The 26,950-nt window shown below is 41.5% G+C and carries 20 protein-coding genes; 14 read left to right on the forward strand and 6 right to left on the reverse strand.

Features of this window, described 5'->3' with window-relative positions; all coding sequences use genetic code 11:
• The first annotated feature begins 20 nt into the window (after positions 1 to 20).
• Positions 21 to 2,753, forward strand: a complete 2,733-nt coding sequence (locus ACXZ1K_RS11735) for an outer membrane beta-barrel protein (protein ID WP_458969857.1) — start codon at positions 21 to 23, stop codon at positions 2,751 to 2,753.
• Entirely contained in the window at positions 2,750 to 3,520 is a 771-nt protein-coding gene (locus ACXZ1K_RS11740; protein ID WP_458969858.1) for a GLPGLI family protein, read from the forward strand. The genes ACXZ1K_RS11735 and ACXZ1K_RS11740 overlap by 4 nt, the downstream gene beginning before the upstream one ends.
• Before the next feature lie 3 nt (positions 3,521 to 3,523).
• Here ACXZ1K_RS11740 and ACXZ1K_RS11745 read toward each other — a convergent pair whose 3' ends face one another.
• Together ACXZ1K_RS11745 and ACXZ1K_RS11750 are read right to left on the reverse strand one after the other, a co-directional pair.
• Positions 3,524 to 4,642 carry a Gfo/Idh/MocA family protein gene (locus tag ACXZ1K_RS11745; protein WP_458969859.1) on the reverse strand — a complete coding sequence of 373 codons (1,119 nt, stop codon included), beginning with the start codon at positions 4,640 to 4,642 and terminating at the stop codon, positions 3,524 to 3,526.
• Between the two features lie 21 nt (positions 4,643 to 4,663).
• Positions 4,664 to 5,983, reverse strand: a complete 1,320-nt coding sequence (locus ACXZ1K_RS11750) for a hypothetical protein (protein WP_458969860.1) — start codon at positions 5,981 to 5,983, stop codon at positions 4,664 to 4,666.
• Positions 5,984 to 6,159: 176 nt separating this feature from the next.
• Here ACXZ1K_RS11750 and ACXZ1K_RS11755 point away from each other — a divergent pair, with 176 nt between their 5' ends.
• The 5 genes from ACXZ1K_RS11755 to uxaC all read left to right on the forward strand — a co-directional run bounded on the left by ACXZ1K_RS11755 (position 6,160) and on the right by uxaC (position 16,267).
• Positions 6,160 to 8,427, forward strand: coding sequence for a glycoside hydrolase family 95 protein (locus tag ACXZ1K_RS11755; RefSeq protein ID WP_458969861.1), 2,268 nt, complete (start codon positions 6,160 to 6,162; stop codon positions 8,425 to 8,427).
• Positions 8,427 to 10,751 (forward strand): glycoside hydrolase family 95 protein, encoded by a 2,325-nt coding sequence (locus ACXZ1K_RS11760; protein WP_458969862.1) that lies wholly within the window; start codon positions 8,427 to 8,429, stop codon positions 10,749 to 10,751. The genes ACXZ1K_RS11755 and ACXZ1K_RS11760 overlap by 1 nt, the downstream gene beginning before the upstream one ends.
• A gap of 63 nt (positions 10,752 to 10,814) precedes the next feature.
• Positions 10,815 to 13,544, forward strand: a complete 2,730-nt coding sequence (locus tag ACXZ1K_RS11765) for a TonB-dependent receptor (protein WP_458969863.1) — start codon at positions 10,815 to 10,817, stop codon at positions 13,542 to 13,544.
• A gap of 120 nt (positions 13,545 to 13,664) precedes the next feature.
• A complete protein-coding gene (gene uxuA / locus ACXZ1K_RS11770) occupies positions 13,665 to 14,855 on the forward strand; it encodes a mannonate dehydratase (protein WP_458969864.1) in 1,191 nt (396 codons plus the stop codon).
• Positions 14,852 to 16,267 carry a glucuronate isomerase gene (gene uxaC, locus ACXZ1K_RS11775; protein WP_458969865.1) on the forward strand — a complete coding sequence of 472 codons (1,416 nt, stop codon included), beginning with the start codon at positions 14,852 to 14,854 and terminating at the stop codon, positions 16,265 to 16,267. Before uxuA ends, uxaC begins: the two co-directional genes overlap by 4 nt.
• Here uxaC and ACXZ1K_RS11780 read toward each other — a convergent pair.
• From ACXZ1K_RS11780 to ACXZ1K_RS11790, 3 genes are read right to left on the reverse strand one after another with little or no spacing between them, the layout of a single operon-like run.
• On the reverse strand, positions 16,256 to 16,843 hold the full coding sequence (locus tag ACXZ1K_RS11780) for a LutC/YkgG family protein (protein ID WP_458969866.1): 588 nt from the start codon (positions 16,841 to 16,843) through the stop codon (positions 16,256 to 16,258). The two genes, uxaC and ACXZ1K_RS11780, sit on opposite strands and share 12 nt — an antisense overlap.
• Complete coding sequence (locus ACXZ1K_RS11785; protein WP_458969867.1) at positions 16,833 to 18,212, reverse strand: lactate utilization protein B; 1,380 nt, start codon at positions 18,210 to 18,212, stop codon at positions 16,833 to 16,835. The genes ACXZ1K_RS11780 and ACXZ1K_RS11785 overlap by 11 nt, the downstream gene beginning before the upstream one ends.
• 6 nt (positions 18,213 to 18,218) lie before the next feature.
• Positions 18,219 to 18,953: a (Fe-S)-binding protein gene (locus tag ACXZ1K_RS11790; protein WP_458973250.1), complete on the reverse strand. Its 735-nt coding sequence runs from the start codon at positions 18,951 to 18,953 to the stop codon at positions 18,219 to 18,221.
• Between the two features lie 157 nt (positions 18,954 to 19,110).
• Here ACXZ1K_RS11790 and kduI point away from each other — a divergent pair, with 157 nt between their 5' ends.
• From kduI to ACXZ1K_RS11805, 3 genes are read left to right on the forward strand one after another with little or no spacing between them, the layout of a single operon-like run.
• Complete coding sequence (kduI, locus tag ACXZ1K_RS11795; protein WP_458969868.1) at positions 19,111 to 19,953, forward strand: 5-dehydro-4-deoxy-D-glucuronate isomerase; 843 nt, start codon at positions 19,111 to 19,113, stop codon at positions 19,951 to 19,953.
• Positions 19,954 to 19,958: 5 nt separating this feature from the next.
• Positions 19,959 to 21,098, forward strand: coding sequence for a DUF4861 family protein (locus ACXZ1K_RS11800; protein ID WP_458969869.1), 1,140 nt, complete (start codon positions 19,959 to 19,961; stop codon positions 21,096 to 21,098).
• Position 21,099: 1 nt separating this feature from the next.
• Positions 21,100 to 21,870 carry an SDR family NAD(P)-dependent oxidoreductase gene (locus ACXZ1K_RS11805; protein ID WP_458969870.1) on the forward strand — a complete coding sequence of 257 codons (771 nt, stop codon included), beginning with the start codon at positions 21,100 to 21,102 and terminating at the stop codon, positions 21,868 to 21,870.
• A gap of 3 nt (positions 21,871 to 21,873) precedes the next feature.
• On the opposite strand, the gene ACXZ1K_RS11810 is transcribed toward ACXZ1K_RS11805, so the two are convergent.
• Complete coding sequence (locus tag ACXZ1K_RS11810; RefSeq protein ID WP_458969871.1) at positions 21,874 to 22,746, reverse strand: AraC family transcriptional regulator; 873 nt, start codon at positions 22,744 to 22,746, stop codon at positions 21,874 to 21,876.
• Positions 22,747 to 23,046: 300 nt separating this feature from the next.
• On the opposite strand from ACXZ1K_RS11810, the gene ACXZ1K_RS11815 reads away from it, so the two are divergent.
• Genes ACXZ1K_RS11815 through ACXZ1K_RS11830 form a run of 4 tightly spaced genes read left to right on the forward strand, consistent with a single transcriptional unit; the run spans position 23,047 to position 26,893 of the window.
• Entirely contained in the window at positions 23,047 to 23,613 is a 567-nt protein-coding gene (locus tag ACXZ1K_RS11815) for a UbiX family flavin prenyltransferase (protein WP_458969872.1), read from the forward strand.
• Positions 23,614 to 23,644: 31 nt separating this feature from the next.
• On the forward strand, positions 23,645 to 24,964 hold the full coding sequence (gene mtaB, locus ACXZ1K_RS11820; protein WP_458969873.1) for a tRNA (N(6)-L-threonylcarbamoyladenosine(37)-C(2))-methylthiotransferase MtaB: 1,320 nt from the start codon (positions 23,645 to 23,647) through the stop codon (positions 24,962 to 24,964).
• Between the two features lie 30 nt (positions 24,965 to 24,994).
• Positions 24,995 to 26,149, forward strand: coding sequence for a prolipoprotein diacylglyceryl transferase (locus ACXZ1K_RS11825; RefSeq protein WP_458969874.1), 1,155 nt, complete (start codon positions 24,995 to 24,997; stop codon positions 26,147 to 26,149).
• 12 nt (positions 26,150 to 26,161) lie between these two features.
• Complete coding sequence (locus tag ACXZ1K_RS11830; protein WP_458969875.1) at positions 26,162 to 26,893, forward strand: inositol monophosphatase family protein; 732 nt, start codon at positions 26,162 to 26,164, stop codon at positions 26,891 to 26,893.
• Positions 26,894 to 26,950 lie beyond the last annotated feature (57 nt).

Below are 26,950 nucleotides of genomic sequence, written 5' to 3' on the forward strand. Positions count from 1 at the left end.
GCAGTACCAAATATGCGCTCATGAAATTAACGGTACTGATAGGGTTTCTATCATTTCTCTCAGTTTTTAATGTTTCTGCACAAACTGATTTTTCTGTAAAAGGGCAGGTTGTAGATACTACATCTAAAGCCAGCTTAGAGAAAGCAACAGTTTGCGTGCTCAATGCCAAAGATTCCACTCTTCAAACATTTACTTACACTACAAAAGCCGGTTTCGACATCAGGAATTTGCAACCCGGTAAGTATTTGATCATGATTACTTATCCTGATTATGCAGACTTTGTAGAGAATTTTACGCTTGATGTTTCCAAACCAAGCTACAATTTCAACAAGATAGGGATGATCTTAAAAGCTACCCTGTTAAATGAGGTGATCGTAAAAGCCCGGATAGTTGCCATAAAAATAAAGGGCGATACCACTGAATTTAATGCGGCTGCCTATGCTACCCAGAAGAATGCCAAGGCCGATGATTTGTTAAAGCAGTTGCCGGGAATGAAGATTAACCAAAGCGGAGCCATAATTTTCCAGGGGGAGCAGGTAAGTAAATTGCTGGTAGACGGGGAAGAGTTTTTTAGTGATGACCCAACCCTGGTCTCTAAAACCGTAAGGGCGGATATGATCAGTAAAGTACAGGTGTACGATCAAAAAAGTGAGGCTGCGAAAAACACCGGAATTGATGATGGTATTAAGGTAAAGACTATAAACCTGGTGCTTAGCGAAGATAAAAGAAAAGGTGTTTTTGGAAAGCTGGATGGGGGTTATGGCACTGATGATTTTTATACAGGCCAGGCGATGTTTAATAAGTTTGACGTTAAACAAAAGATTTCTGCTTATGGTAATTTTGGGAATACCGGAAAAGTAGGCTTGAGTGGTTCTGACAATTCAAAATATGGCTTCGGGTATGGAAGGCCAGAATACTTTGATAGTGGAATACCGTTAGCCAGAGATGGTGGTGTACACTTTGATACCAAATGGAATAAAGACAAACAAAACATTAATGCCAACTATAAGATAGGGGCTTTAACCATCGATAGCCGCAGCAGTTCGGTTACGCAAAATAATTTGCCTGGCAATTTCAATACCCGAAATAGTACCAGAAGTGCAGATAACTATAATTTTAACCAGACGCTTAACGGTTCATTCTACTCTAAAATCGATTCTACGGCTGATCTTAATATTACCTATGGTGGAGGTAATAGAAGCGGTACTTCAGATGGAAAGAGCGCTGCAACAACGGTTCGTGGAAATGGGGTTTTACAAAATACCAATTCTACAGTTTCCATTGGCGATGGGAAAAGTGAGTCGGCCAATGTCAACGCCAACTATATAAAGCGGCTTAATAAAAAGGGAAGAAGTATTTCAGTAAATGGAAGTGCCAGTACAAGTAATAGTGACAACAAGGGCTATCAGAAATCTGATGTCGTTTATTACGACGATCTGGGAAATGTGCAGACGCAGGAAAGTATTGATCAATTTAAACCTTTAGATTATGGCGTTAGCAGTATATCCGGTGGTTTTAATTATTCGGATATGATCTCTAAGTCGTGGTCGTTAAATGCAGGTTATACTTATTCCAGAAGTGTAAACGACAACTCAAATAAGTCTTTTAACAGGTCAGGCTCCGGAGCGTACGACTTGCTGGACCCGCTTTTTAGCAGTGATTTTAGGTTGGTGAACCTTTCCAGTAAATATAATTTGTCTTTTCGCTACGTCAACGGCGATAAGAGCAATGCCAGTATTGGTAGTAGTGTAGGCGACGATGGATTTAAACAGACTGATAAAATTCTGGCAGGAAATATAATTAGTAGAAAATTTATCAATTGGTCGCCAAGTGCAAGCTATTACCATAAATTGAGTAAATCATCTAATATTAGCTTTAGCTATTCTGGTTATACCAGACAACCCTCTCTTTATGAATTGCAGCCACTTCGACAAAATTCTGATCCTTTAAACATCAATATTGGTAATCCAAACTTGAAGCCCTCGTTTTCCAGCACATTCAACTACCGATATTATTTGTACGAACCGACGCTTGACAGGGGTATTAATTTTAGGGGCTATTTTGGCAATACCCTAAACGCCATAATAAGTAACAGGAATACAGATTCTTTAGGTGTAAATACGTTTATGTTCTCCAATTTGAAAGGAAAAGCCATTACCAATTATCAGGTTTACGGCGAAGTTTATGGCCACGCAACGAAATTGGATTTTATCGTTTTTATAAGCATGACGGTTAGGGGTAATACAAGCTATAATTATGTAAATAGCGAGCTTCAAAAGTCAAAAACAACCACCTATTCTCCGGAATTCGAGATTAGAAAGAATAAAACTGTGTATTCATACTATTTAGATATTGCCCCTACTTTTACTTTAAATACCTCTTCTCTCCAAAAAGTGGATAATAATTCGAAAGGCTTTAATGTAGATTTGGGTTATTATACCAAATTACCCCGCAACTTTTTTATGGGCTCTGATTTGAACTACAAGTTTGTTGGTAAGAATAAGGTGTTTGACAAGAATTTTGAACAGGCGCTTTTTAAAACCTATTTTGGAAGGACATTTTTGAAAGAGGAGGGCCTGAAACTCGCTATTACTGCTAATGACCTATTTAATCAAAATACGGGGTATAGTCGGTATGGGAACGATGGCAGTTTTACAGAGTATCGTAACAACACCATAGGGAGATATTTTATGTTTTCGGCAAGCTGGGATTTCAGCAAGTTTGGAAAATCATTGCAAAAACAACAGCCATGAAAAAGTTATTGTCAACATTGTTTTGCCTGGTTATAGCAGGTAACTTCAACTCGATTGCCCAGCAAAATAAATTCATTACCAGCGGCAGCATCGAGTTTGAGCGTACAGCAAATATGTTTGCGTTAGTTAAAAAGAAGGTGACAAAAAGTACGCTAGACGTTAAGCCACATTATGAACAATATTTAAGAACAGAGCCACAATTTAGAACCCTAAAAAGTAATCTTGTTTTCTCTGAAAAATCAACATTGTTCACACCAGTTCCTCCTGAAAGATCACTGTATTACCAGTATGATAGTCCGATGGCCAACCAGCTAAACATTGTGTATTCTAATCTGGCAGAGGGAACTAGTACCATCCAGAAAGATTTTTATGAGCGTACTTTTTTAGTGAAGGATAAAATCAGAGCCATAAAATGGAAGATCACAGATGAGACCCGCATCATTGCCGGATACAATTGTAGAAGAGCAAATGCATTAGTATTGGATTCTATTTATGTGGTGGCTTTTTACACAGATGAGATTCATGTATCTGGCGGTCCGGAATCTTTTAACGGTTTGCCAGGAATGATCCTTGGTGTGGCCGTGCCGCATGAAAACGTAACCTGGTTTGCTACCAAAGTCATTGAATCCCCAGTAGCCCCTAAAAGCATAGAGGCCCCAAAGAAAGGTAAGGTAGTGAACAACAAAGAATTGTTTGATGACATCATGAAGGCCATCAGCAATACAGGGGAGTATGCCATTGTAGCGCTAAAAGGCCTATTGTTATAAAAATTATAATTTCAAGTCTACTTTTTTACCAGTTTTTGCAGCGAGGTAAATCGCGTCAATAATCTTCAGGTCTTTTACCGCTTCTTCTCCGTTAATTGGTACAACGGGCTTTTTATTTTCAAAGATGATCTGGGCCATTTCATCCATCTGGACAGTTTGATGTGTAGTGATCGGTTGATTTAGTTCTCCTTTGTGCGTTCTTCCCTTGATTGGTCCGTAGCCGGTTGATGGTTGTAATTCCGCGAAACCTTTCTCACCGTTTAGGAAAAATTTGTCGAGGTTGTTCATATTATAAGTAGAGAGGCAAGAGGCAGTTGCACCACTTGGAAAGCCGAATTGAAACTGTATGGTTTCATCGACGCCTTCTTTGAACTTAACAAGGTCCGTCTTGGTCTCCTGTGCTGTAACCCAGATGGGTTCTTCGCCGACCATATATCTGGCACCGTTAATTGCGTAAATGCCAATGTCCATCATAGACCCTCCACCTGCAAGCTGCTTGGTTAGGCGCCACTGCGTTGGGTCGCCGATACGGAAACCGCAAAGCCCCTGAAAGAAACTAATCTTGCCGAACTCGCCAGTATTTCTCATTCTTATGACCTCCAATGTTCTGGGTTCGAAGTGCATGCGATAACCCACCAGTAGTTTCACGTTTGCTTTTTTGCAGGCATCAATCATTTCCTGACCTTCTTTAGCATTTACAGCCATAGGTTTTTCGCAGATGGCGTGTTTACCGGCTTTTGCCACACGTATCACCTGGTCGTGGTGCAAAGCATTGGGCGTGATGACATACACCGCATCAATATCCGGGTTGTTCCTGATCTGATCAAAGTTTTGATAGTTGTAACAGTTTTTTTCCGGGATGTTATATTTGCCCTGCCAGTCTTTAATTTTAGAAGGAGTTCCACTAATTACGCCAACCAATTTAGCACGTGTGCAGGATTGCATGGCTTCCGCAACACGAGATCCATACCCTCCCAGCCCCATAATGGCTACTCTTAACACCGGCCCATCATAGGTTTCGTTGGTTAATGGGTTGCTTTCTGCCCAGCTATTGAGTGGCGTTAATTGCAACATGAGGGCTGATACCCCTAATTTTTGAAGAAAGTCTCTGCGTGTTTTCATGGCTTACTATTTGGTTATTGGTTAAAGTTCAATGATAATAGGATGATCGCTTACTGCAAATTTAACAGAAATAGCATCTTTAAAAACAATGGTTTCTCCAGTGCCTAAAGTAGGATCAAATATTTTAATCTCAGGGTAGCTATGATCCAGGTTCAGTGAAACGGTTTCTGTGCCCTTAGCTTTTTCACCCCAGATTACGAGCGCAAACTTGCCATTGCTTTTTTGAAGTAGCAGGTCATGTACAGTTTCAGGCTGATTGCTAATGTTGTAATTTAGGGATTTTAATGGAGATACCTTTCCTTGATCTGCCAAAATCGTAGTGAAATTATGCAGGTAAAGCGCGGCCTTTCTGGGCTTATAATCTTTGGTGTAAAATCCAAAGCTTTGGTTGCCGGCTTCATCAGATCGGTCTCTAAGTAAGTAAATTGCGGTATAATTCCATTTTCTTTTAAACTGTGACAGGTAAAGATTAAGATATAATTTAGCCTGCTTCTCTTCGGTGACATCACCTTCGATAACGACTCCCGTTTCGGTAGTTACTTTTGGCAGGTTAATCAGTTCTTTTTCAGTATATCCTTTGAACTTGTTTTTCCAGGTGTTACCGTAATTGCCGTACAGTCCATCTACTTTACAAGCCGGCCCGGGATCAGCAGCGTTCCAGGTTTGGTTGTCGTACAGGCCAGGATGGGAGGGATGCAAAAAGTAATTGTGGCAAACTGCAAAGTCTGCATATTTTGTTCCTTCAGGCATTTGCGCACCAGCGCCTTTTGGAATTTGCAGATATTGCAAACCCATATTATCTGTTTGCGCACCATTTTCACAAAGATCCCAAACCGGGTAGGTTTTAAGCAATGCTTCGTTTTTTACAGCTGTGTATAGGTCACGCTGAACTTCGGCCACTGCTTTCCAGCTGTTGTTGCTGCCACCCCTAACTCCTTTGTAAGTCAGGCCCCAGTTATTGGGCTCATTTAATCCTTCAAATGCAAGCAGGGCGTTATTTTTAGCTAAAATTTTTCCGTTGGCAATAAGTTTTGGGATATCAGTTCCCCCACTCAATAGTCCATAGCTGTATTTCATTCCAGTTTCCTCGTGCAATTTGATCAAGTCATCCAATGGAATATCACCCTCGTATCCCGTGCGAATCCATCTGATACCAAGGTATTTGGTGATGGAGATGGTTTGTTCCAAAGTCTCGCCCCTCTTAGAAATTGCAGAATTGACCCCAATACTGCTTAAAAAATTTGAGGTACTTATTGCTTGTACCGGCTTAGGAACTTCAATACGCTGTGAATTAGGATTACCGCTAAAAAGAAGACCTGCAAGGAAGATAATATTTAACATGTGTAGGAATGATTGCTGACTTGTACTTGACCTCTATCTATTTAGCATAATATTAAGCAATATATTCAAAGCATGAAATTATCCATCAAATTAATTGTTTTATGAATTGATTTGTGGCCGTAAGCCATTACATTTGAAATGATCGGCGCTGCTGAGATATGCAACACACACCAAATATGAAATCTAAAACATTATTAAAACAAGCTTTCTTGCTGCTACTTTTTACAACGGCATTGCAGGCACAGGTTAAGAAAACGACGGTTCCGGGAGCCGATTTAAAACTATGGGACAACAAGCCCGCTAAGGCCTGGATGACCGATGCCTATCCGATAGGAAATGGACGAATAGGTGGGATGGTTTTTGGAGGTATCTATAATGAACATATCCAATTTAACGACAATACGCTTTGGACAGGTAATGAATTGGATAGAGGAACCTATCAGGCTTTTGGAGATTTGTTTATAGATTTCAACGGCAAAGACCAAGAGGTACCGTTGGATTACAAAAGGGTACTAAATATAGATAAGTCGGTACATGAGATTTCTTATACCAAGAACAATATTGCCTATAAACGTGAGTATTTCTGCAGTTTTCCAGATAAAGTGATGGTGCTTCGGTTTACTGCGAGTAAGAAAGGTTCGTATTCAGGCATCATCAGGTTAAAGGATGAACACGGCGCAATAGCAAAAGCAGATGGAAAAACCATAACTGTAGCTGGTAGTTTAAACAATGGAATGTTATATCAGGCAGATGCAACTGCGCGTACAACCGGGGGTTCAGTTGTATCAGAAAGTGACGGAAAAGGCGGCATGCAATTAAGAGTAACCAATGCTGATGTCCTTACCATATATCTGGCCGCGGCTACTGATTTTTTGAATGATAGAAGTGAGAAATGGAAAGGCGATGCGCCTGCTGCTAAAAATATAAAGATCCTGGCTCAGGCTTTGACAAAAACATATGGCGCTTTGTTGAGTGATCATCAAAAAGATTATAAGCAATTGTTTGATCGTATGTCGATAAACCTCGGTTCATCGAATGCTGATAAATTGGCTGAGCCAACTTATCAGCGGCTATTAGACTACAAGAAAGTACCAGATCCTCAACTCGAAGCGTTAATTTTTCAGTATGGACGTTATTTACTGATCAGTTCTTCGCGAAAGGGTGGTTTGCCTGCCAATCTACAAGGCTTATGGAATGAGAGCAATAACCCACCCTGGGGAAGTGATTACCATACCAATATCAATATCCAGATGAACTACTGGCTAGCTGAACCCGCCAATTTATCTGAGTGCCATATTCCTTACCTCGATCACATTAATGCGATTAGGGAAGTAAGAAAGATTAACACGCAAAAGGAATATCCCGGAGTGAGGGGCTGGACTTTGCGCACAGAAAGCAATCCCTTTGGAGGCGAGAGCTACTTATGGAATACTCCCGGAAGCGCCTGGTATGCTCAGGCCTTATGGGAACATTACGCGTACACCAAAGACAAAAGCTACCTAAAAACTTTTGCATACCCGATATTGAAAGAGATTACCGAATTCTGGGATGATCACTTAAAACGCAGACCTGACGGGACTTTAGTATCGCCTTTGGGCTGGTCGCCTGAGCATGGCCCTACCGAAGACGGTGTTACTCATGATCAGCAAATCGTGTATGATCTGTTCACAAACTATATTGAATCTGCTGACGCTTTAGGCGTTGATAAAACCTATCGCGACCATGTTGTGGATTTAAAAGAGCACCTGCTAAAACCAAAGATTGGTAAATGGGGCCAATTGCAAGAATGGGAAACAGACAGGGACGATCCAAAAGACACACATCGCCATGTTTCTCATCTTTTTGGATTACACCCCGGTAGAGAAATTAGTCCGCTTACTACTCCTGAACTGGCAAATGCAGCCAAGGTGAGTTTATTAGCACGTGGCGACGTTTCAACGGGATGGTCTATGGCCTGGAAAATGAATTTTTGGGCAAGATTGCTGGACGGTGATCATGCGTATGTGATCTTAAAGAATTTTATTACACCTGTTGGAGGTTCCGGTATAGATTATAATGAGGGAGGCGGGATTTATTCAAACCTATTTTGTGCCCATCCACCATTCCAGATAGATGGGAATTTTGGTTATACTGCCGGAGTTGCGGAAATGCTGGTTCAGAGTCACACTGGTGAATTACAGCTATTGCCAGCTTTGCCGAAAGCATGGCCAAATGGGGAAGTGAAGGGATTGCGTGCCAGAGGTAACTTTGAAATTAGCGATTTGCAATGGAAAGATGGAAAGATTTCTAAAATCGTGATTAAGTCTCTATCTGGCGGAACATGTAACATCAGAACCGGAACTCAGCTAAAAGCAGCGTTTGCGTTAAAAGCGAGTTCCAGCGGCAATGACTTTAAATATAATTTTGAAACTCAGGCTGGCAAAAGCTACACCTTAAGTATATAATGAGTAAGATTAGTTTTATTGCTATTGGCTTAGTTGTTGGTTTATCGCTTACCGCATTGGCTCAAACCAAGCCTTTGAAACTGCAATACGATGCTCCCGCAAAGATGTGGGAAGAAACATTGCCCTTGGGCAATGGCAGGTTGGGCTTGACTCCTGATGGAGGGGTTTTTAAGGAGAAGATTGTATTAAACGACATCACCTTATGGTCTGGCGGCCCACAAGATGCAAATAATTATGAGGCCTATAAAAGCTTGCCAGCTATTCGAAAGTTGCTTGCAGATGGAAAAAATGAAGAAGCGCAGGACTTAGTCAACAAGAATTTTGTTTGTTTGGGGCCCGGATCCGGTGGCGCACAATGGGGGAAATACCAAACATTAGGTGAACTGGATATTGACTTTGATTATGGTAAAGGAACCTCTGAAGCAAGCGCATACCACAGGGAACTATCATTAGACAATGCCGTTGCCAAAACAACCTACACTGTTAATGGAAAGCAGTTTACAAGAGAGTATTTTACCAGTTTTGGAGATGATGTAGCAGTGATTAAGCTAAGCAGTAAGGTACCTGGCAGTATCAATTGCAGGATTAGCTTGACCAGACCTGAACGGTTTGCAGTAACTACCAATGGTAGGGAACTGCAAATGCGCGGACAGCTAGACAATGGAACTGATGGTAAAGGGATGCAATATATGACCCGCGTAAAAACCAAGCTATCAGGTGGAAATTTGACAACCGAGAAGGGTGCATTGCTGATAAATGGAGCCACGGACGTTACCATTTTCGTGTCTGCAGCTACTGATTTCCGAAGCAATCCTTTCCTGGAAAAGTCCAGGATTGTCCTTGAAGCGGCGATGAAAAAGAATTATACTGTGCAAAAGGCAAATCATATAGCGGCATATAGTAAGTATTTTAAGCGGGTAAATTTGGATCTTGGAGAGGGAAAATCGTCCACATTACCTACAAACCTGAGGTTGGATCATTTCTACCAACGGTTTGAGGAAGACCCGGCATTGGCGGCATTATTTTTCCAGTTTGGAAGATACCTAACTATAAGCAGTACACGTGTGGGGCTATTGCCGCCAAATTTACAAGGCTTATGGGCTAAAGAGATCAACACCCCATGGAATGGCGATTACCACCTTGATGTTAATGTGCAGATGAACCATTGGCCGGTGGAAGTAACCAACCTCTCAGAATTAAACCTGCCGCTTGCGGACCTGGTTAAGGGACTGGTAAAGCCAGGAGAGAAAACGGCAAAAGCATATTACAATGCTGATGGCTGGATTGCCCATGTGATTACCAATATATGGGGCTTTACGGAACCGGGCGAAAGTGCATCCTGGGGAGTGGCCAATGCCGGATCTGGATGGTTATGTGATAACCTATGGCAGCACTATGCTTTTACCAACGATTTAAACTATTTAAAAAGCATCTACCCCGTTTTAAAAGGTTCTGCGTTATTTTATAAAAGTGCCCTGGTACGCGATGTAAAGTCCGGATGGTTGGTTACCTCGCCATCTGTATCCCCGGAAAATTCATTTTATTTACCCAATGGGAAGACTGCTAATGTATCTATGGGGCCTACTATCGATAATCAGATTGTACGAGAACTCTTTAGTAATGTAATTGAGGCGTCTAAATTGCTGAATGTAGATATCGCGCTCAGGCAGGAACTCAAAGAGAAACTGAAATCTGTGCCGCCACCAGGTGTGGTCAGCAAAAGTGGACGTATTCAGGAATGGCTGGAAGATTATAAAGAAACAGACCCGCAACACCGACATATTTCTCACCTATGGGGATTGTACCCGGCCTCTTTAATCACACCATCCAGAACACCGGAACTGGCCGAAGCTGCGAAGAAAACTTTAGAGGTAAGGGGGGATGATGGACCTAGCTGGACCATTGCTTACAAGTTGCTTTTTTGGGCCAGGCTTAAGGACGGAAACCGTGCTTTTAAATTATTAAAAGAGATTTTAAAGCCCACTTCACGTACCGATATCAATTACGGAGCAGGGGGTGGAGTTTATCCCAATATGCTTTCAGCAGGACCGCCCTTCCAGATAGATGGAAATTTCGGAGCCACGGCGGGTATAGCCGAAATGTTGCTTCAGAGCCACGACGGCTTTATAGACCTTCTCCCTGCATTGCCAGATGCCTGGAAAGATAACGGTAATGTTACCGGACTGAAAGCGCGTGGTAATTATACGGTGGATATGCGCTGGAATGCAGGAAAAGTGACATATTTTAAGATCAAGTCTGCAAATGTTCGTAAAGTTAAAGTGAAGGTAAACGGCGTTTTAAGGGAAATTGAAACTGTTAAATAGTTGGAGAATAATTTTTTTTTACTCTATATTTAAGGCTTCTAACCAATTAAATTAATTTCTTTTATGAATTTTAAACGCTCAGTTCTCGCTTTAGCCTTGATTTCTTTATTTGCATTTGCCTTTATTCCGAAGGGCGAAGATCCTGTTGACAAGATTGTTACTGCCTTGCAAAAATGGACAGACAACAATCCACAGGAGAAAGTTTATTTGCATACCGATAAGCCCTACTACGTAGTGGGCGATACCATTTGGTTCAAAGGTTATGTTACTATAGGGTCCAAACATCAACTATCTGCCTTAAGCGGTGCGCTATACGTTGATTTAATTACGGAATCTGACTCTCTCATTTCTGCTCTGAAATTACCCGTTCAGGCTGGTACAACCAAAGGGTCATTTATTCTGGCAGACAGCAGTTTCCGTGAAGGAAATTACCGGATACGGGCTTACACGCAATGGATGAGGAATGCCGGATCAGCTTATTACTACGATCGAATATTTAGCGTTGGTAATTCTGTTACTAACGCTGTATTCGCAAAGGTTGATTATGAATTTACTAAGGACGGGGCTAAGCCTGTAGTTACTGCAGTTTTGACCTATACCAACGATAAAGGAGAACCTTTGGCCAACAAAACAGTGAACTATGATCTTTTGGAAGCTTACGATATAATCACTACCCAAAAGAAGACAACGGATAACAATGGTGTTTTACGAATAGTGCTGCAACCTGGTAAATCTGGGAATGTTTTTGGAACACGAATACACAGTAAGATCAATACCATTGATAAACAATTTGTGATCAAAGATTTTACAGTGAAGTCTGTATCGGCGTCTACCGACTTGCAATTCTTTCCGGAAAGCGGTCCGTTGGTTAATGGCATTCGCAGCAGGGTAGCATTTAAAGCTACTGGAAGCAATGGTTTAGGCGTGGCTGTAAAAGGGCTGATTACTGACGCTGAAAACAATACCGTATCAGAGTTTGAAGCTCAAAATATGGGAATGGGGTTCTTTAGGTTTATGCCTGAAGCTGGGAAAACCTATCAGGCAAAGGTTACCTATCCCGATGGTTCTGAAAATGTAGTAAAGTTACCCGCCGCTCTTGAAAAAGGATATGTATTAAGTGTATTTAATAACCCTGAGACCGATACGATCCTCGTAAGAATAAACTCCAGTCCGGATTTGTATAAAACTGCGGGTCAAACAGCTAGTCTTGTTGCACAAACAGGAGGTAATGTTCACATTGCAACAACGGTTCCGATTAACAAGGCTGCGGTTTCTATTTCAATACCTGCAAAAGACCTTCCATCAGGGATAGTCCAGTTTACGTTGTTCTCTGCTGCTGGTGATGCGCTTAATGAAAGAATCGCATTTGTACAGAACAAGGATTTGATGGACCTCTCGCTAAGCTCGGCTAAGCAAAGTTACGGTGTAAGAGAGAAAGTAGAAGTAACTCTAGCGGCTCTTGATGATAAGAAGGCACCCATAAGAGGCGATTTCTCTGTTTCCGTTATTAATGAAGCAGCTGTTCCTTATGATGAGGCAAAAGAAACAACCATATTGTCTCAACTTCTATTAAGTGCTGACATTAAAGGTTATATAGAAAAACCCAACTATTATTTTACCAATCCAACCGTTGAGACCAAAACCAACCTGGATTTACTGATGATGACGCAAGGATACAGAAGGTTTGTTTGGAAAGACATCATTGCTGAAACTCCTTTCAATTTACCTTTTAAAGCCGAAAAATTGACTTCTGAAATTACAGGTAAGTTGTTTACGTTGAGCAATAAACCAGTAGTGGGTGGAAAAGTGTTTTTATTCAGTCTTAAAGGAGGTGGACTCCCTTTAGAAGCGGTAACGGATGCAAACGGAGTCTATAAATTCAAGGACTTGTTATTTACCAGTGATATCAAGTTTACCGTGCAGGGTGCAACTGATAAAGGGGGTAAGAACGTAGAAATTAAAGTGGACAAGATCCGCGGTGAATTGATGACCCCGAATCCTAATGTTGGTGATTTTGATACCGACCAGCGCAAGACTTTACAGGCTTCTTTTGATAACAGTAAAAAGCAAGAAGAAGACCTTCAAAAACGTGGAATGTTAGGCCGCACGCAGCAGTTAAATGAAGTTCAGATTACTGCAGGTAAGAGGAAAAAAGTCTTTGGAATGGACTTAATCCTGGAGGGGCACGCCGATCAAACCATCAGGTACCTTCCAACTGATATCGCCTATATGAATATTTTGGAGTGGTTAAAGTTCAAAGTACCGAATATTACTTTCAGACAGGATAATTCAGATCAATGTGGCCCAGTTGAGGTAGCGGTAACCAGAGGTGAAGCAATGGCTATTGTAGTTGATGGAAGGAAAATCAGCCAGTGCGAAAGTCAGGATTTCTTCCTGATGGATCCGGCAGATATTGAGCGTGTTGATGTGGTGCGTACCAATATGGCTTTGATTAACATGATAGGAAGTGTAGCATTGGCATTTACCACCAAAAGAGGGATGGGCTCTATACGGACATCATACAATCCTCAAACTGCCAACATTAATCCAAGAGGATTTAACGTAGTAAAAGAATTTTATTCTCCTGTTTATAAGAATGATGGAAATGACAGTAAGGTTGCCGATTTGCGTACAACCATCTATTGGAACCCATCAGTTAAGACAGACGCAGAAGGTAAAGCGAAATTTAGTTTCTTTAATGGCGATGGCAAGGGAACCTATAAGGTAGTTGTTGAGGGTATCAATGCCGAAGGTATGCTTGGCAGAAAGACTTATAAATATGAAGTAAAATAGCAATGACGCAAACGTTTTCGATAATAAAAGGTAGATTTTCTACTCTTAGTAATTGAAACTTGCGCTATATTTAGTACTTAAAGCAGGACTTGTTCCTGCTTTTTTGTGCAAAAGAAATCCATGGATAATACCACTAAAATATATGTAATGACGCAGACCATGCGTTGGTTTGGGCCGAATGATCCGGTGAGTTTGACTGATATTAGACAGGCCGGATGCACAGGTGTTGTCACTGCACTTCATCATGTACCTAATGGTGAGGTTTGGACAATAGCAGAGATTTTAGCGCATAAAAAGTTAATTAATGAGGCCGGATTGGATTGGCATGTTGTGGAGAGCGTTCCAGTGCACGAAGCTATAAAAACACAAGCCGAGGGATTTGAGACCTACATTTCTAATTATCAGCAATCCATACGGAATTTGTCAATCGCGGGAATTCATGTCATCACCTACAATTTCATGCCTGTGCTCGACTGGACTAGAACCAACCTTTCCTTTGAATTGGACAATGGTGCTAAGGCATTGAAGTTTGAAAAAGCAGCGTTGGTTGCATTTGATGTCTATATGTTGCAGCGCCCGGAGGCGCAACAGGATTATACTGTTGAAGAACTGCGCCGTGGTAAAGCACAGTATGAACTCATGAGCGAAGAAGAACGCTTAATTCTTCAACGAAACATCATCGCCGGATTACCTGGTAGTGAGGAGCACTTTACACTGGAGCAGTTCCAGCGGGCGCTGGATACTTATCAAGGAATCGATGAAAGCCGCTTAAGCGATCATCTGATCCATTTTCTAAGGGAGGTTGTCCCGGTTGCAGAGGAAGTTGGGGTTAATTTGGCCATACATCCTGACGATCCTCCTTACCCCATCTTCGGATTGCCAAGGGTGGTGAGTACATCTGCTATGCTGAGAGGGTTGTATGAAGCTGTCCCTTCGTTAAACAATGGGCTGTGTTTCTGCACAGGCTCTTTTGGTGTTAGGCCTGATAATGACTTACCGGCCATGATTGAAGAATTTGGAGATAGGATTCATTTTATCCATTTGAGAAGCACAAAAAGAAATTCGGAAGGTGATTTTTATGAAGATAACCACCTGGAAGGTGATGTGGATATGTATCATGTTGTGAAGCAACTATATGCTGTTCAGCAACGTAGAAAAATCAATTTGCCTATGCGACCAGATCACGGTCACCAGATGTTGGACGACTTAAAAAAGAAGACCAACCCGGGCTATTCTGCTATTGGCAGATTGAAAGGACTTGCTGAGCTTAGAGGATTGGAATTCGGTATTATAAAAAGCAATTTAAAATGAAGGAAGGAAATGTAATACCTGAAGATTTTTTACTTAATAACGGCATTTCCAAACTGCTTTATCACGATTATGCTAAAGATCTGCCTATTATAGATTATCATAACCACCTTCCTCCTAAAGAAATTGCGGAGAACAAAAAGTTTGTTAACCTGACAGAGATCTGGCTAAAGGGCGACCATTATAAATGGCGTGCGATGCGTGCTATGGGGGTAGATGAACAATTCATAACAGGTAATGCTACAGACGAAGCAAAATTTATGGCGTGGGCTAAGATTGTTCCGGCAACCGTTAGAAATCCGCTATTTCACTGGACACATATGGAGTTGAAGGATCCTTTTTCCATCAATAATTATTTAAATGAATCTTCTGGAAGAGGTATTTATGAGCATTGCAATGAATTGTTAACTACCGATGCGTTTTCTACACAGGGATTGCTAAATCATTACAGGGTAGAAATGGTTGGTACAACAGATGATCCATGTGACGACCTGAAGTACCACAACCTTATTAGCAACAGTGATTTAAATTCCATTTTAGTAAAACCATCTTTTAGGCCAGATAAGGCACTAATGATAGATAAGGCAGATCAATTTAGAGGGTACGTTAAGCAGCTTGCCGAGGTTTCAGGAATTGTAATCAAGGATTTAGAATCACTGACGGCTGCACTGGTCACGCGCATTGATTACTTTGAAAGTCACAATTGCAGCATTGCTGACCATGGTCTATCTGCCTTGCCTTTTACTTATACGCTTACTGTTTCGGAACAGAAGGAGTTTCAAGAATTTCTGAAGAGTTCGGATGCATCTTATTCTAATCCAGATGCTTTTGCAGGATATGTGTTGACCGCACTGGCGAAGGTGTATCACGCGAGGGGATGGGTTCAACAGTTTCACCTTGGCGCCATAAGAAACAATAACCTTGGGATGTTTGCAAAGATAGGTGCGGATACTGGATATGACTCTATTGGCGATTTTAGTCAGGCCGAACGAATGTCGCGCTTTTTTGGGAACTTGAGTTTGACAGATCAACTCGCTAAAACCATAGTCTATAATTTAAACCCTGCCGATAACGAATTATTTGCAGCGATGACTGGCAATTTCGCTGAAGGTGGCATTAAAGGAAAAATTCAATTTGGATCTGGCTGGTGGTTTTTGGATCAGAAGGACGGAATAGAAAAGCAGTTAAACGCCTTATCCAACATGGGTTTAGTCAGTAATTTTGTGGGGATGCTGACAGATTCCCGCAGTTTCTTATCTTATTCCAGGCATGATTATTTCCGACGGATCTTATGCAATTTGTTTGGCGAGGAAATGGAAAAAGGACTGCTCCCGGATGATCAAAAATGGATAGGCAAGATCATTAGTGATATTTGCTATTACAATGCTAAAACATATTTCGGATTAGGGAAGTAAGAATACAATCATACTTTTTGGTCCGTGTGCCCCGAGTACTAAAGACTGTTCAATATCTGCAGTTTTTGATGGGCCGGCAATGAAAGCACCAAATCCATAGTCGTCATTGCCAATTTTGTCATAAGCCTGGTGCATATACGGCAAGATATCTTTAGTTGATACCACTACCGCCAGCTGCTGACAAATAAAAGGAACGACTCTCTGATGCATTTGTGTTTCCGTAACCCACAGTGCGGCATTTTCCGCTACCGCGAAATGAGCCTTAATAATCGCAAGATCAACTGTTTCGAGATCGTGAGGATCCAGATTTTCCCAACCACTTTCGGTTATGCCTGCAAGTTCCGGTATGGTAGAGATGATGCGTTTGCGATCAGCAAAGTATTCAGTGATGTACCTTTGTACTTCTTGGAGATCATTTAAAGCAATGGTTAAGCCCCCAATTCCTTGCAGCACAGCACTGAATTGATCAGCAAGGGGTAGAGGGCCGTTAGGGCTTGGGCTGAATATAGCTGGCATCTCCTTGATGGCGGGCTGATTGGCGGCAACCCTGCTTAGTATCTTTTCTCTACTCGTCATTCTTATGTTCTTTGAACCATTCTCCAAACGACTGTTTAGGTGGTTGGGGCATATCGCGTTGCTTATACCAGGTGTTGATGTTGTTGTTAACTGTAAACGGAAGATGTTTCATGAACCAACGTCCGGCTTTTCCTGCTGCTTTATAGACCATGGGTTTAGATAAAGTAAATTCCATTGCCTTCATCGCTACTGCTTTTTTAGGGTCAGCGTATCCCTCCTTAACAATAACTTGTCGCCATTTGTACAACTGCTCATGGATGTTGATTTTAACAGGACAAACATTTGTACAAGAGCCACATAACGTAGAAGCAAAAGGTAAATCAGCGTACTTCTTCATGTCCAGATTAGGAGCAAGAATGGAGCCTATCGGTCCTGCAATTGCAGTATGATAACTGTGGCCGCCGCTTCTTCGGTAAACAGGACAGGTGTTCATGCATGCTCCGCACCTAATGCATTTGAGCGAGTTGCGAAAATCTTCCCTTCCCAATTGTACAGTACGACCATTATCTACCAGGATAATGTGCATTTGCTGGCCTGGTCTTGGCTTCTTAAAATGGCTGGAATAAGTAGTAATGGGTTGTCCGGTTGCACTTCTGGCTAATAAGCGTAAAAATACAGCCAAATGTTTGCGTTCAGGAATGATCTTCTCGATACCCATACAGGCGATGTGAATATCAGCTAAATGTGCACCCATATCTGCATTACCTTCATTAGTACAAACCACAAACTCACCCGTTTCGGCAATCGCGAAATTTACGCCGGTAATGGCTGCTTTTCTGGTAACGAACTTTTCCCTTAAATGGTCACGTGCGGCAGCTGTAAGAAACACCGGATCAGATTCTCCTTCGGGAGTTCCAAGGTGTTGATGAAAGAGTTCACCTATTTCTTCTTTCTTTTTATGAATACAAGGGAGAACGATATGACTCGGAGGTTCCTCCGCAAGCTGTACGATGCGTTCACCAAGATCCGTGTCAATCACTTCAATACCATTGTGTTGCAGGTAATCGTTCAGATGACATTCCTCAGTGAGCATAGATTTGCTTTTTACTATCCTGTCGATGCCGCTGTCTTTCAATATTTTCTCTACGATCTGATTGTGCTCGGCAGCATCCTCTGCCCAATGCACCGTTATACCATTGCGCTGAGCCTGTTCCTCAAAAGAGAGTAAGTAATTGTGGAGATTAGAAAGGGTATTGTTTTTGATCTGCGATGCATTTTCACGCAGTGCTTCCCATTCAGGAATGCCGTGCGCAGCTTTATCGCGCTTTGCCCTTACAAACCATAAGGTTTCATCATGCCAGTTAACCCTGTCTTCATCTTCATTAAAAATATCAGATAATTCGGAATGATCTTTAGTGGAATTGCTCATAGATTTCTAAGATGCGTTTAGTATTTCTGCAATATGAATAACCTTGGTGCCACTGTTTTGCCGCCGCAAAATACCTTCCATATGCATTAGGCAAGACATATCAGCAGCAGTAATGTATTCCGCACCATTGTTGACGTGATCCTCAACCCGATCTTTACCCATTTTTACAGATACGGCTTCCTCGGCAACACAAAAGGTGCCACCAAAACCACAGCACTCATCCGGCCTGTTTAGTGGAACAATCTCCAATCCCTCTACCATATTTAACAAATGTATCGGCTTGGAAAAAGGTGCAGCAACCAATTCTGTCATTTGCGCAAGCATTAAACCGCGTTGTCCGTGACAGCTCTGATGAACTCCAACTTTATGAGGGAAACTAGCAGTAAGCTTCTCAACCATAAGAATATCAGTTAGGAATTCAGTTAATTCATAAACCTTCTTGCGGATTCCCTTAGCCTGGTCTTCACGATCATCAGAATGGAGATGATCTTTAATGTGCAAAGTACAGCTTCCGGAAGGGGAAACCACGTAATCATAAGCAGAGAAGTTATCTATAAATAACTCATTACAACTCCTGGTAAGGTGCTCGAATCCTGAGTTTGCCATTGGCTGGCCACAACAGGTTTGGTTGGTTGGGTAAACCACATCTACGCCTAGCTTTTTAAGTAAGGTTAGCGTTGCAATAGCTGCGTTTGGATAAAATTGGTCGATATAACAGGGTACAAAAAGGCCGACGGTCATGCTGTAAATATAGGACATATTAGCCTTAAAAAGTTAAAATATAGATCCAATTTATTGTACTTTTTGAGCATAAAGCACCGGTATAGATTTGATATATCGGTTTCATAAGTTGTAAATATTGTTTAGCTTGGCACTTACTAGATGCTAAAAGATCAAGATGAGCAATACATTTAAAAGTCGCTTTGCGGTGAGTCCGACTGAAGGCAAGCAAATGGATACTACTGCACTCAGGGAGAATTTCCTGATCGATAATATATTTACTGCCAATTCAGTTAACTTAACGCTATCACATTACGACCGCTATATAGCAGGGGGGGCAATGCCAGTGGAGACTTCAGTACCACTTTCCAATCCAGAATACCTGAAAGCAAAACATTTTTTAGAAAGGAGAGAGTTGGGGATTATCAATATAGGCGGAAAGGGCAGTGTGGTTGCGAATGACCTTACCTATGATCTTGACTTTAAAGAAGCATTATATCTAGGTAGGGGGACAAAGAACGTGGTTTTTACTTCGGAGAACCCAGCTGACCCGGCGAAGTTTTATCTTAATTCGGCACCTGCGCACCATGCCTATCCATCAAAGAAAGTAACAAAGAATGAAGCACAAATAGTGGTTCTCGGCTCCCCAGAGACGGCTAACCACCGGGTAATCAATAAACTTTTGGTGGATGGCGTTATACAAACCTGCCAGCTACAGATGGGCATGACTGAATTGAAAGTTGGTAGTATATGGAATACCATGCCAGCTCATACTCATGACAGGCGTATGGAGGTGTATTTATATTTTGAATTACCAGAAGAGCATAGTGTTTGCCATTTTATGGGTGAGCCGCAGGAAACCAGGCACTTATGGGTACAAAATGAGCAGGCGGTGATCTCGCCTAACTGGTCGGTCCACTCTGGTGCCGGGACCAGTAACTACACTTTTATATGGGGTATGGCTGGGGAAAACCTGGATTATGGTGATATGGATTTTTGTGCGATAAATCAATTGAGGTAAGCGAAATGAAAAAGCTAATGCTATTTATTGCTCTCGTAACTACGGTAGCCACAGCCACAGCGCAATTAAAAAAGGATGGGTTAATTACCATTAAAAACCCGCGACAAACATCAGCCGGTCTATCAGAGACAGTTTCTATAAGCTGGAGGAACATTATCAGTAAAATGCCAGGGTTAAGAGCTGGAAACATAAGAATTTTCGATGCGAACGGAGGTACTGAGGTACCTTACCAACTCGAATACCTGGGTATGTCAACTCCTCAGAATTTACTACTGAAAATAACATTGCCGGCCGGAAAAACAAGGGCAATGCGTATTACAGCCGGGAAACCATCGTTAGTGGTAACAAATGTTTATGGCAGATATGTGCCGGAACGTAAGGATGATTTTGCCTGGGAAAATGATAAAATAGCTTTTAGAATGTATGGAAAGGCACTAGAGGCAACTAATGAGAATGCTTTTGGCCTGGATGTTTGGGCCAAAAGAACGGAAAAGATGGTGGTTGATAAATGGTATAAAACCGGAGACTATCATGCGGACCATGGATACGGTTTGGATTATTACAGCGTCGGTTTTACACTTGGAGCGGGAGATATTGCGCCATTTATTGAAGGTAAAGTATGGTTTCCGAAAAACTACAGGAGTTGGAAGATACTGGATAATGGACCAATAAGATTTACTTTTGAATTAGGTTATGATGAATGGAATGCGGCAGGCAGAAAGGTGAAGGTTGTGAAACGCTATGCACTAGATGCAGGATCCCAATTAAACCGCGTGGAAGCTACATTTACATTCGATGGTGAGCAAGGCCAATTACCGGTGGTTGCAGGCATCGTATTGCGGAAGGAACAAAACCCAATTGTGTTAAAAGAAAAAAACGGTGTAGCAGGCTATTGGGAGCCAGAACACGGGATGGATGGGACTTTAGGGATTGGAACCATTATGCTAGATGAAAAATCTGAAATGACCAGCACAGCAGAATACTTGTTAACGCTGATAAATGCATCGACCGGAAAACCAGTTGTTTATTACAACGGTGCAGCCTGGAGCAAAGCAGGTCATATCACAAGTGCAACACAATGGTTTAATTACCTGAATAGCTTTCAACAAACCTTAGCCCAACCTTTAATTGTGACAATCAAGTAATATGGTAGTAAATGATTTATTTAACCTAACCGGACAAATAGCGCTGGTAACTGGATGCAAGAGGGGTATTGGAATGGCTATGGCAATATCCCTGGCAGAAGCCGGTGCGGATATCATCGGCGTATCCGCCACTTTACCATCAAGTAACAGCGAAGTTGAAATGGCAGTTTTAGCTGCAGGCAGGAAATTCTACGCCTATCAGTGTGATTTCTCAGAACGCGAATCTTTGCTGGCTTTTTGCAAAATCGTTAAACGAGATCACCCTGTGATAGATATCTTGGTTAACAATGCCGGGACGATTTTACGGAAACCAATTGCAGAACACCCAGACAACTACTGGGACGAGGTTATCGCAGTAAACCAAACGGCTCCATTTCTATTAACAAGAGAAATTGGCAGAGATATGGTAGAGAGAGGAAAAGGTAAGGTTATTTTTACTGCCTCATTGCTTACCTTCCAGGGAGGGATAAACGTGCCGGGTTATGCAGCAAGTAAGGGGGCAATCGGTCAGCTAACAAAGGCATTCGCCAATGAATGGGCAGGGAAAGGGGTCAATGTAAACGCGATAGCACCTGGATATATTTCAACCGATAATACAGCAGCCTTGAGAGCTGATGAGGGCAGGAGCAAATCTATATTGGAACGAATACCGGCCGGACGCTGGGGAGAACCTGATGACTTTAAAGGCCCCATCGTTTTTCTGGCTTCCGCCGCTTCAAATTACATGCACGGATCTATATTGACCGTAGATGGCGGTTGGATGGGCAGGTAATCGTTAAGATTTATTGAGATAGGATTTCTGGTAGGTAAGCGGACTTTTGCCAGTTATTACCTTAAAGTGCTTGTGAAAACTAGCAAAATTATGAAAGCCGCTTTCATAGCAAATCTGCTTTACGTTCATATTGTCCTCAATTAACAATTTGCATGCGTGGCCAACCCTAATTTCGCTAATGAATTGTGTGTAGGTCTTCCGTGTCCGTGATTTAAAATAACGACAAAAAGAATTTGGACTTATATTGGCAACAGACGCCATTTCTTCCATCTGGATCTTTCGTTTAAAATTAGCAAGCGAATAATTGTAAATCGTATTGATTCTATCGTTCTCCGTATCTTCAAAGTCATGTCTGAACCCAATGGACGACAATTGCGTAAGTTGTGCCGAAGCTTCTATAGCTGCAAGAGCCTCGATGAGGTAAATGATGCGCTTTGGCCCCTCGGCTACAAGTATAGATTCCATCAGCTCGCCTACGTGTTTTTTTTGTCTGTCGTTAACCTGCAGCCCACGTTGAGCCTTTTCAAGAATAGTTTTTAATGTTTTGTTTTCAGGCAGGGACAGGAACTGACTTCCCCAGAAATTCTCACCAAAATGCACCACTACAACGTCGGCAATGGTCTTTTCTCCTTCAGCAAAATAAACGTCATCAAAACGCCAATAATGAGGAAGGTGAGCGCCAACAAGCAATACGTCGCCAGATCTGAAGCGCTTTATACTATCACCTATAAACTGGGTTCCATTACCTTTTTTGAAATAGATCAGTTCAACCTCGGCATGATAATGCCACTTGTTGTTGATATAGGGGACTTCATCTCGCCTTACACTAAAAGAATTTACCGGATTGTTGGATACTTTAAGTAACTGGGGTTTCATGAATTTGGTTATCTAGTAAAACCTAAAGTTATAAAATCTTTGATTAATACACAATTTTAAACGAAGCACTAAAATACTTGACAAAATCGCATAATTCTTTACGTTCTGTAACTTAGCAGCGATTAACCAATAGCTATTTATAATTCGTTTAAAAAAAGGGTGTTTAAACTTTCATTTATTCAAAAAGATAATTACATTTGAGCTTACCCTTTCGGGGGTATGTTTTTCATAGGTAGATGTAGGGTCGAATATTTATATTCGGCCCTTTTTTATTTTGTGTTCCATATCTTTACATTCGCTATGAAAAAGAAAAAGATTATTGTTGCAGTTACAGGTGCCAGTGGCGCCGTTTATGCCAAAGTTTTACTAGATAATCTTCTTAAACTTAGCGACCAAATTGAGAAAGTTGGTGTGGTAATGTCGGATAATGCCAGGGAGGTATGGGAATTTGAATTGCAAAACAAGGACTTTGTGAACTATCCGTTTGATTTCTACCAGAAGATGGATTTCAATGCTCCGTTCGCTTCAGGATCAGCAAAATTCGATACCATGATTATTATTCCCTGCTCTATGGGTACTTTGGGAAGAATTGCTAGTGGAATTTCCAACGATCTGATCTCCAGAGCGGCTGATGTCATTTTGAAGGAGAGACGTAAGCTAATTGCCGTAGTAAGGGATACTCCCTTCAGTTTGATCCATATCAACAACATGAAAACCGTAACAGAAGCAGGAGGAATTATTTGTCCGGCTAACCCTTCCTACTATAGCTTACCTAAAACCATTGAAGAGGTAGCCGCAACGGTGGTAAGTCGCATTATTGACCTTTCTGGCTTGGAACAGGAGACTTACAGATGGAATGAATCATAATTTCAATTAAAACCTTATCTTTGCCGCTTCAATGAGGAAAGTTGCTTTTTATACTTTAGGTTGTAAGTTGAATTTCTCCGAAACTTCAACCATTGGCAGGCTATTTACGGATGCCGGTTATGCGGTAGTAGATTTTACTGCAGGAGCTGATGTCTATGTGATCAATACCTGTTCAGTTACTGACCATGCCGATAAAAAGTGCCGTAAAGTAGTTAAGGAAGCTTTAAAATATTCTCCAAATGCCTACGTTACCATTGTAGGCTGTTATGCACAATTGAAACCAACCGAGATTGCAGAAATTGAAGGCGTGGATATGGTATTGGGCGCCGCAGAGAAATTCAGAATTGTGGAGTATATTTCTGACCTGACCAAACAACCTAAAGCCATTGTTCATCAGCAAAACATTGAAAAGGTAAACCATAATTTTGTAGCTTCTTATTCTTTTGGCGACAGAACGCGTACTTTTTTAAAGGTTCAGGATGGTTGCGATTATCCATGTACCTATTGTACCATTCCACTGGCTCGCGGTAATAGCAGGAGCGATACCATTGAAAACGTGGTAAACCGTGCCAGGCAAGTTGCCGAAAGCGGGGTTAAAGAAATTGTATTGACAGGTGTTAATCTTGGCGATTTTGGCATCAGAAATGGCAACCGGGAGGATAAATTCTTTGACCTGGTAAAGGCACTTGACGAAGTTGAAGGCATTGAAAGAATAAGAATTTCATCAATTGAACCCAACTTGTTGAGCAACGAGATTATTGAGTTCGTAGCCGGCGCTAAGCGCTTTGTACCGCATTTCCATATCCCTTTGCAATCTGGATCTAATAAAATATTGGGACTAATGCGCAGACGTTATCAGCGCGAGCTTTATACCGAACGTGTAGCCAAAATAAAAAGCATCATGCCAAATTGTTGCATTGGTGTTGACGTTATTGTTGGTTTTCCAGGCGAAACACATGAGGATTTTCTGGATACTTACCAGTTCCTAAATGAGTTGGACGTGTCTTACCTGCATGTATTTACCTATTCAGAAAGAGACCAGACACCAGCTGCTGAAATGCAGGGCACAGTGGTTAATCGTGTACGTGGAGAACGCAATAAAATGCTCCACATTTTATCTGAAAAGAAGAGGAGGTTTTTTTACGAGAGCCAGGTAGGCTCATTAGGTGAGGTTCTTTTCGAAGATGAGCACAGAGACGGCTTTATGCACGGTTTTACCAAGAATTACGTTAAAGTAAAGGCCAAATATGATCCTGTGATGGTAAACGAAATAAAGACTGTAAAGTTAATTGCCATTACATCTGACGGTGAAGTAGAAGTTGCAGAAACAGAACAAGTTTTAGTGCATTAATCCTATATTCGCATAAAATTTTTTATTAGTATGTTTCCAACTGTATCTCATTTTATAGAATATCTTTTTGGTGTACAAGTACCACTACCATTCAATACTTTTGGAGTATTTGTAGCTCTGGCTTTTATTGCCGGATACTGGGCTTTTACACAGGAATTTAAGAGAAAGGAAGCATTAGGAATTTTGCATCCTGTCAAGAAATCTGTGATAGTCGGCTTACCTGCAACCAATGCAGAGTTGGCAGGGAATGGAATTTTCGGTTTCCTGATTGGATACAAGCTGGTTTATGCCTTGATGAACTATAAGCTTTTTGTAAATGATGCTCAAACTGTACTCCTCTCTTTAAATGGTAATTTTTTAGGTGGTATAGCATTCGCAGCATTATTTGTTTACTGGGATTATAAAGAAAAGAACGCGCACAGGCTGCCTAAGCCGAAAACCGTAGAAGTAACTCAGCACCCATACGAGCTAATGGGTAGTTTAATTGTATGGGCTGCAGTATGGGGCTTTCTGGGTGCAAAAATATTTGATAACCTTGAACATTGGGATTCTTTTGTACAAGACCCTATCGGTGGTTTACTGTCTTTCAGCGGACTTACCTTTTATGGGGGATTAATTTGCGGCGGTGCTGCAGTATTGTACCTGGCCAATAAAAACGGTGTAAAGCCTTTACATATGCTGGATATCGGCGGCCCGGGAATGATGCTAGCCTATAGTGTGGGTAGAATTGGCTGCCACCTATCTGGCGATGGCGACTGGGGCATTCCTAATTTAAACCCGAAACCTGTATCCTGGCTTCCAGACTGGTTATGGGCATATACTTATCCTAACAACGTGGCTAATGAGGGTGAACCGATTGCCAACTGCGTAGGGAAGTTCTGTAGAGAACTTGCACAACCCGTATATCCAACACCAATTTACGAGGTCATCGTTTGTTTTATCCTTTTTCTTATACTATGGAAAATACGCCGTCAATTCAATTCACCAGGTATGATGTTTGGAATATACCTGATGATGAATGGGGTTGAACGTTTTTGTGTTGAATTGATTAGAGTTAACAGTAAATACAATGTTGCAGGTATTCATTTTACACAGGCGGAGTTAATTTCCTCATTACTCTTTCTTTCAGGCTTATTGTTAGTTGCAAATGCCCGAAAGAATAAAGAAAAACTGAGTACTTACTAGACTGAAGCGAATTTGGATTACGAACTATTGTGCCAAAAGGTAATTACTACCACCAGGCTAACCGGCAATTTTATTAGAAAAGAATCAATAAATTTTGATGCGAAAGCAATAGAATTTAAAGGCTTAAATGATATGGTTTCCTATGTCGATAAACAGGCCGAAAAGCAGTTGGTAAAAAATCTTTCCAAGATTTTGCCGGAGGCTGGGTTTACTACGGAAGAGGAGACCATCAATACTAAGGGAGAGGTTTATAACTGGATTATTGATCCGCTTGATGGAACTACTAATTTCATCCATGGTATTCCAACTTATTCTGTAAGTGTTGCGCTTTATGAATACGATAAACCTGTAATTGGAGTGGTTTATGAAATTAATAGAGGTGAAATGTTTTCGGCTTATAAGGGTGGTAACGCCTATCTAAATAACAAAGAAATTCATGTGTCCAATAGGGAATCTTTATCTGAATGTTTATTGGCAACCGGGTTTCCATATTACCAATTCGACAAGCAAGCACAATACATGCAGGTATTTACCGAAATGATGCAGAAATGCCATGGATTGAGGCGTATCGGATCAGCTGCAGTTGATCTAGCATATGTGGCCTGTGGTAGGTTTGACGCCTTCTTTGAATACAACCTAAACTTCTGGGATGTAGCCGCAGGTGCATATATTGTTGAACAGGCGGGGGAAAGATCAGAAACTTTAGTGGAGGTGAAGAATTTGTCCAGCAAAGGGAAATATTAGCAACTAACGGAAATATAGATGGGGAGGTGCTTGCAATAATAGAGAAGCACTTTAATA

The organism is Pedobacter jaeyakensis (genome assembly GCF_054461315.1).

Excerpts from the sequence above, each read along its gene's own strand:
- ACXZ1K_RS11735 (WP_458969857.1), top strand. The coding sequence starts at position 21 with ATGAAATTAACGGTACTGATAGGGTTTCTATCATTTCTCTCAGTTTTT.
- ACXZ1K_RS11740 (WP_458969858.1), top strand. The coding sequence starts at position 2,750 with ATGAAAAAGTTATTGTCAACATTGTTTTGCCTGGTTATAGCAGGTAAC.
- ACXZ1K_RS11745 (WP_458969859.1), bottom strand. The coding sequence starts at position 4,642 with ATGAAAACACGCAGAGACTTTCTTCAAAAATTAGGGGTATCAGCCCTC.
- ACXZ1K_RS11750 (WP_458969860.1), bottom strand. The coding sequence starts at position 5,983 with ATGTTAAATATTATCTTCCTTGCAGGTCTTCTTTTTAGCGGTAATCCT.
- ACXZ1K_RS11755 (WP_458969861.1), top strand. The coding sequence starts at position 6,160 with ATGAAATCTAAAACATTATTAAAACAAGCTTTCTTGCTGCTACTTTTT.
- ACXZ1K_RS11760 (WP_458969862.1), top strand. The coding sequence starts at position 8,427 with ATGAGTAAGATTAGTTTTATTGCTATTGGCTTAGTTGTTGGTTTATCG.
- ACXZ1K_RS11765 (WP_458969863.1), top strand. The coding sequence starts at position 10,815 with ATGAATTTTAAACGCTCAGTTCTCGCTTTAGCCTTGATTTCTTTATTT.
- uxuA (WP_458969864.1), top strand. The coding sequence starts at position 13,665 with ATGGATAATACCACTAAAATATATGTAATGACGCAGACCATGCGTTGG.
- uxaC (WP_458969865.1), top strand. The coding sequence starts at position 14,852 with ATGAAGGAAGGAAATGTAATACCTGAAGATTTTTTACTTAATAACGGC.
- ACXZ1K_RS11780 (WP_458969866.1), bottom strand. The coding sequence starts at position 16,843 with ATGACGAGTAGAGAAAAGATACTAAGCAGGGTTGCCGCCAATCAGCCC.
- ACXZ1K_RS11785 (WP_458969867.1), bottom strand. The coding sequence starts at position 18,212 with ATGAGCAATTCCACTAAAGATCATTCCGAATTATCTGATATTTTTAAT.
- ACXZ1K_RS11790 (WP_458973250.1), bottom strand. The coding sequence starts at position 18,953 with ATGACCGTCGGCCTTTTTGTACCCTGTTATATCGACCAATTTTATCCA.
- kduI (WP_458969868.1), top strand. The coding sequence starts at position 19,111 with ATGAGCAATACATTTAAAAGTCGCTTTGCGGTGAGTCCGACTGAAGGC.
- ACXZ1K_RS11800 (WP_458969869.1), top strand. The coding sequence starts at position 19,959 with ATGAAAAAGCTAATGCTATTTATTGCTCTCGTAACTACGGTAGCCACA.
- ACXZ1K_RS11805 (WP_458969870.1), top strand. The coding sequence starts at position 21,100 with ATGGTAGTAAATGATTTATTTAACCTAACCGGACAAATAGCGCTGGTA.
- ACXZ1K_RS11810 (WP_458969871.1), bottom strand. The coding sequence starts at position 22,746 with ATGAAACCCCAGTTACTTAAAGTATCCAACAATCCGGTAAATTCTTTT.
- ACXZ1K_RS11815 (WP_458969872.1), top strand. The coding sequence starts at position 23,047 with ATGAAAAAGAAAAAGATTATTGTTGCAGTTACAGGTGCCAGTGGCGCC.
- mtaB (WP_458969873.1), top strand. The coding sequence starts at position 23,645 with ATGAGGAAAGTTGCTTTTTATACTTTAGGTTGTAAGTTGAATTTCTCC.
- ACXZ1K_RS11825 (WP_458969874.1), top strand. The coding sequence starts at position 24,995 with ATGTTTCCAACTGTATCTCATTTTATAGAATATCTTTTTGGTGTACAA.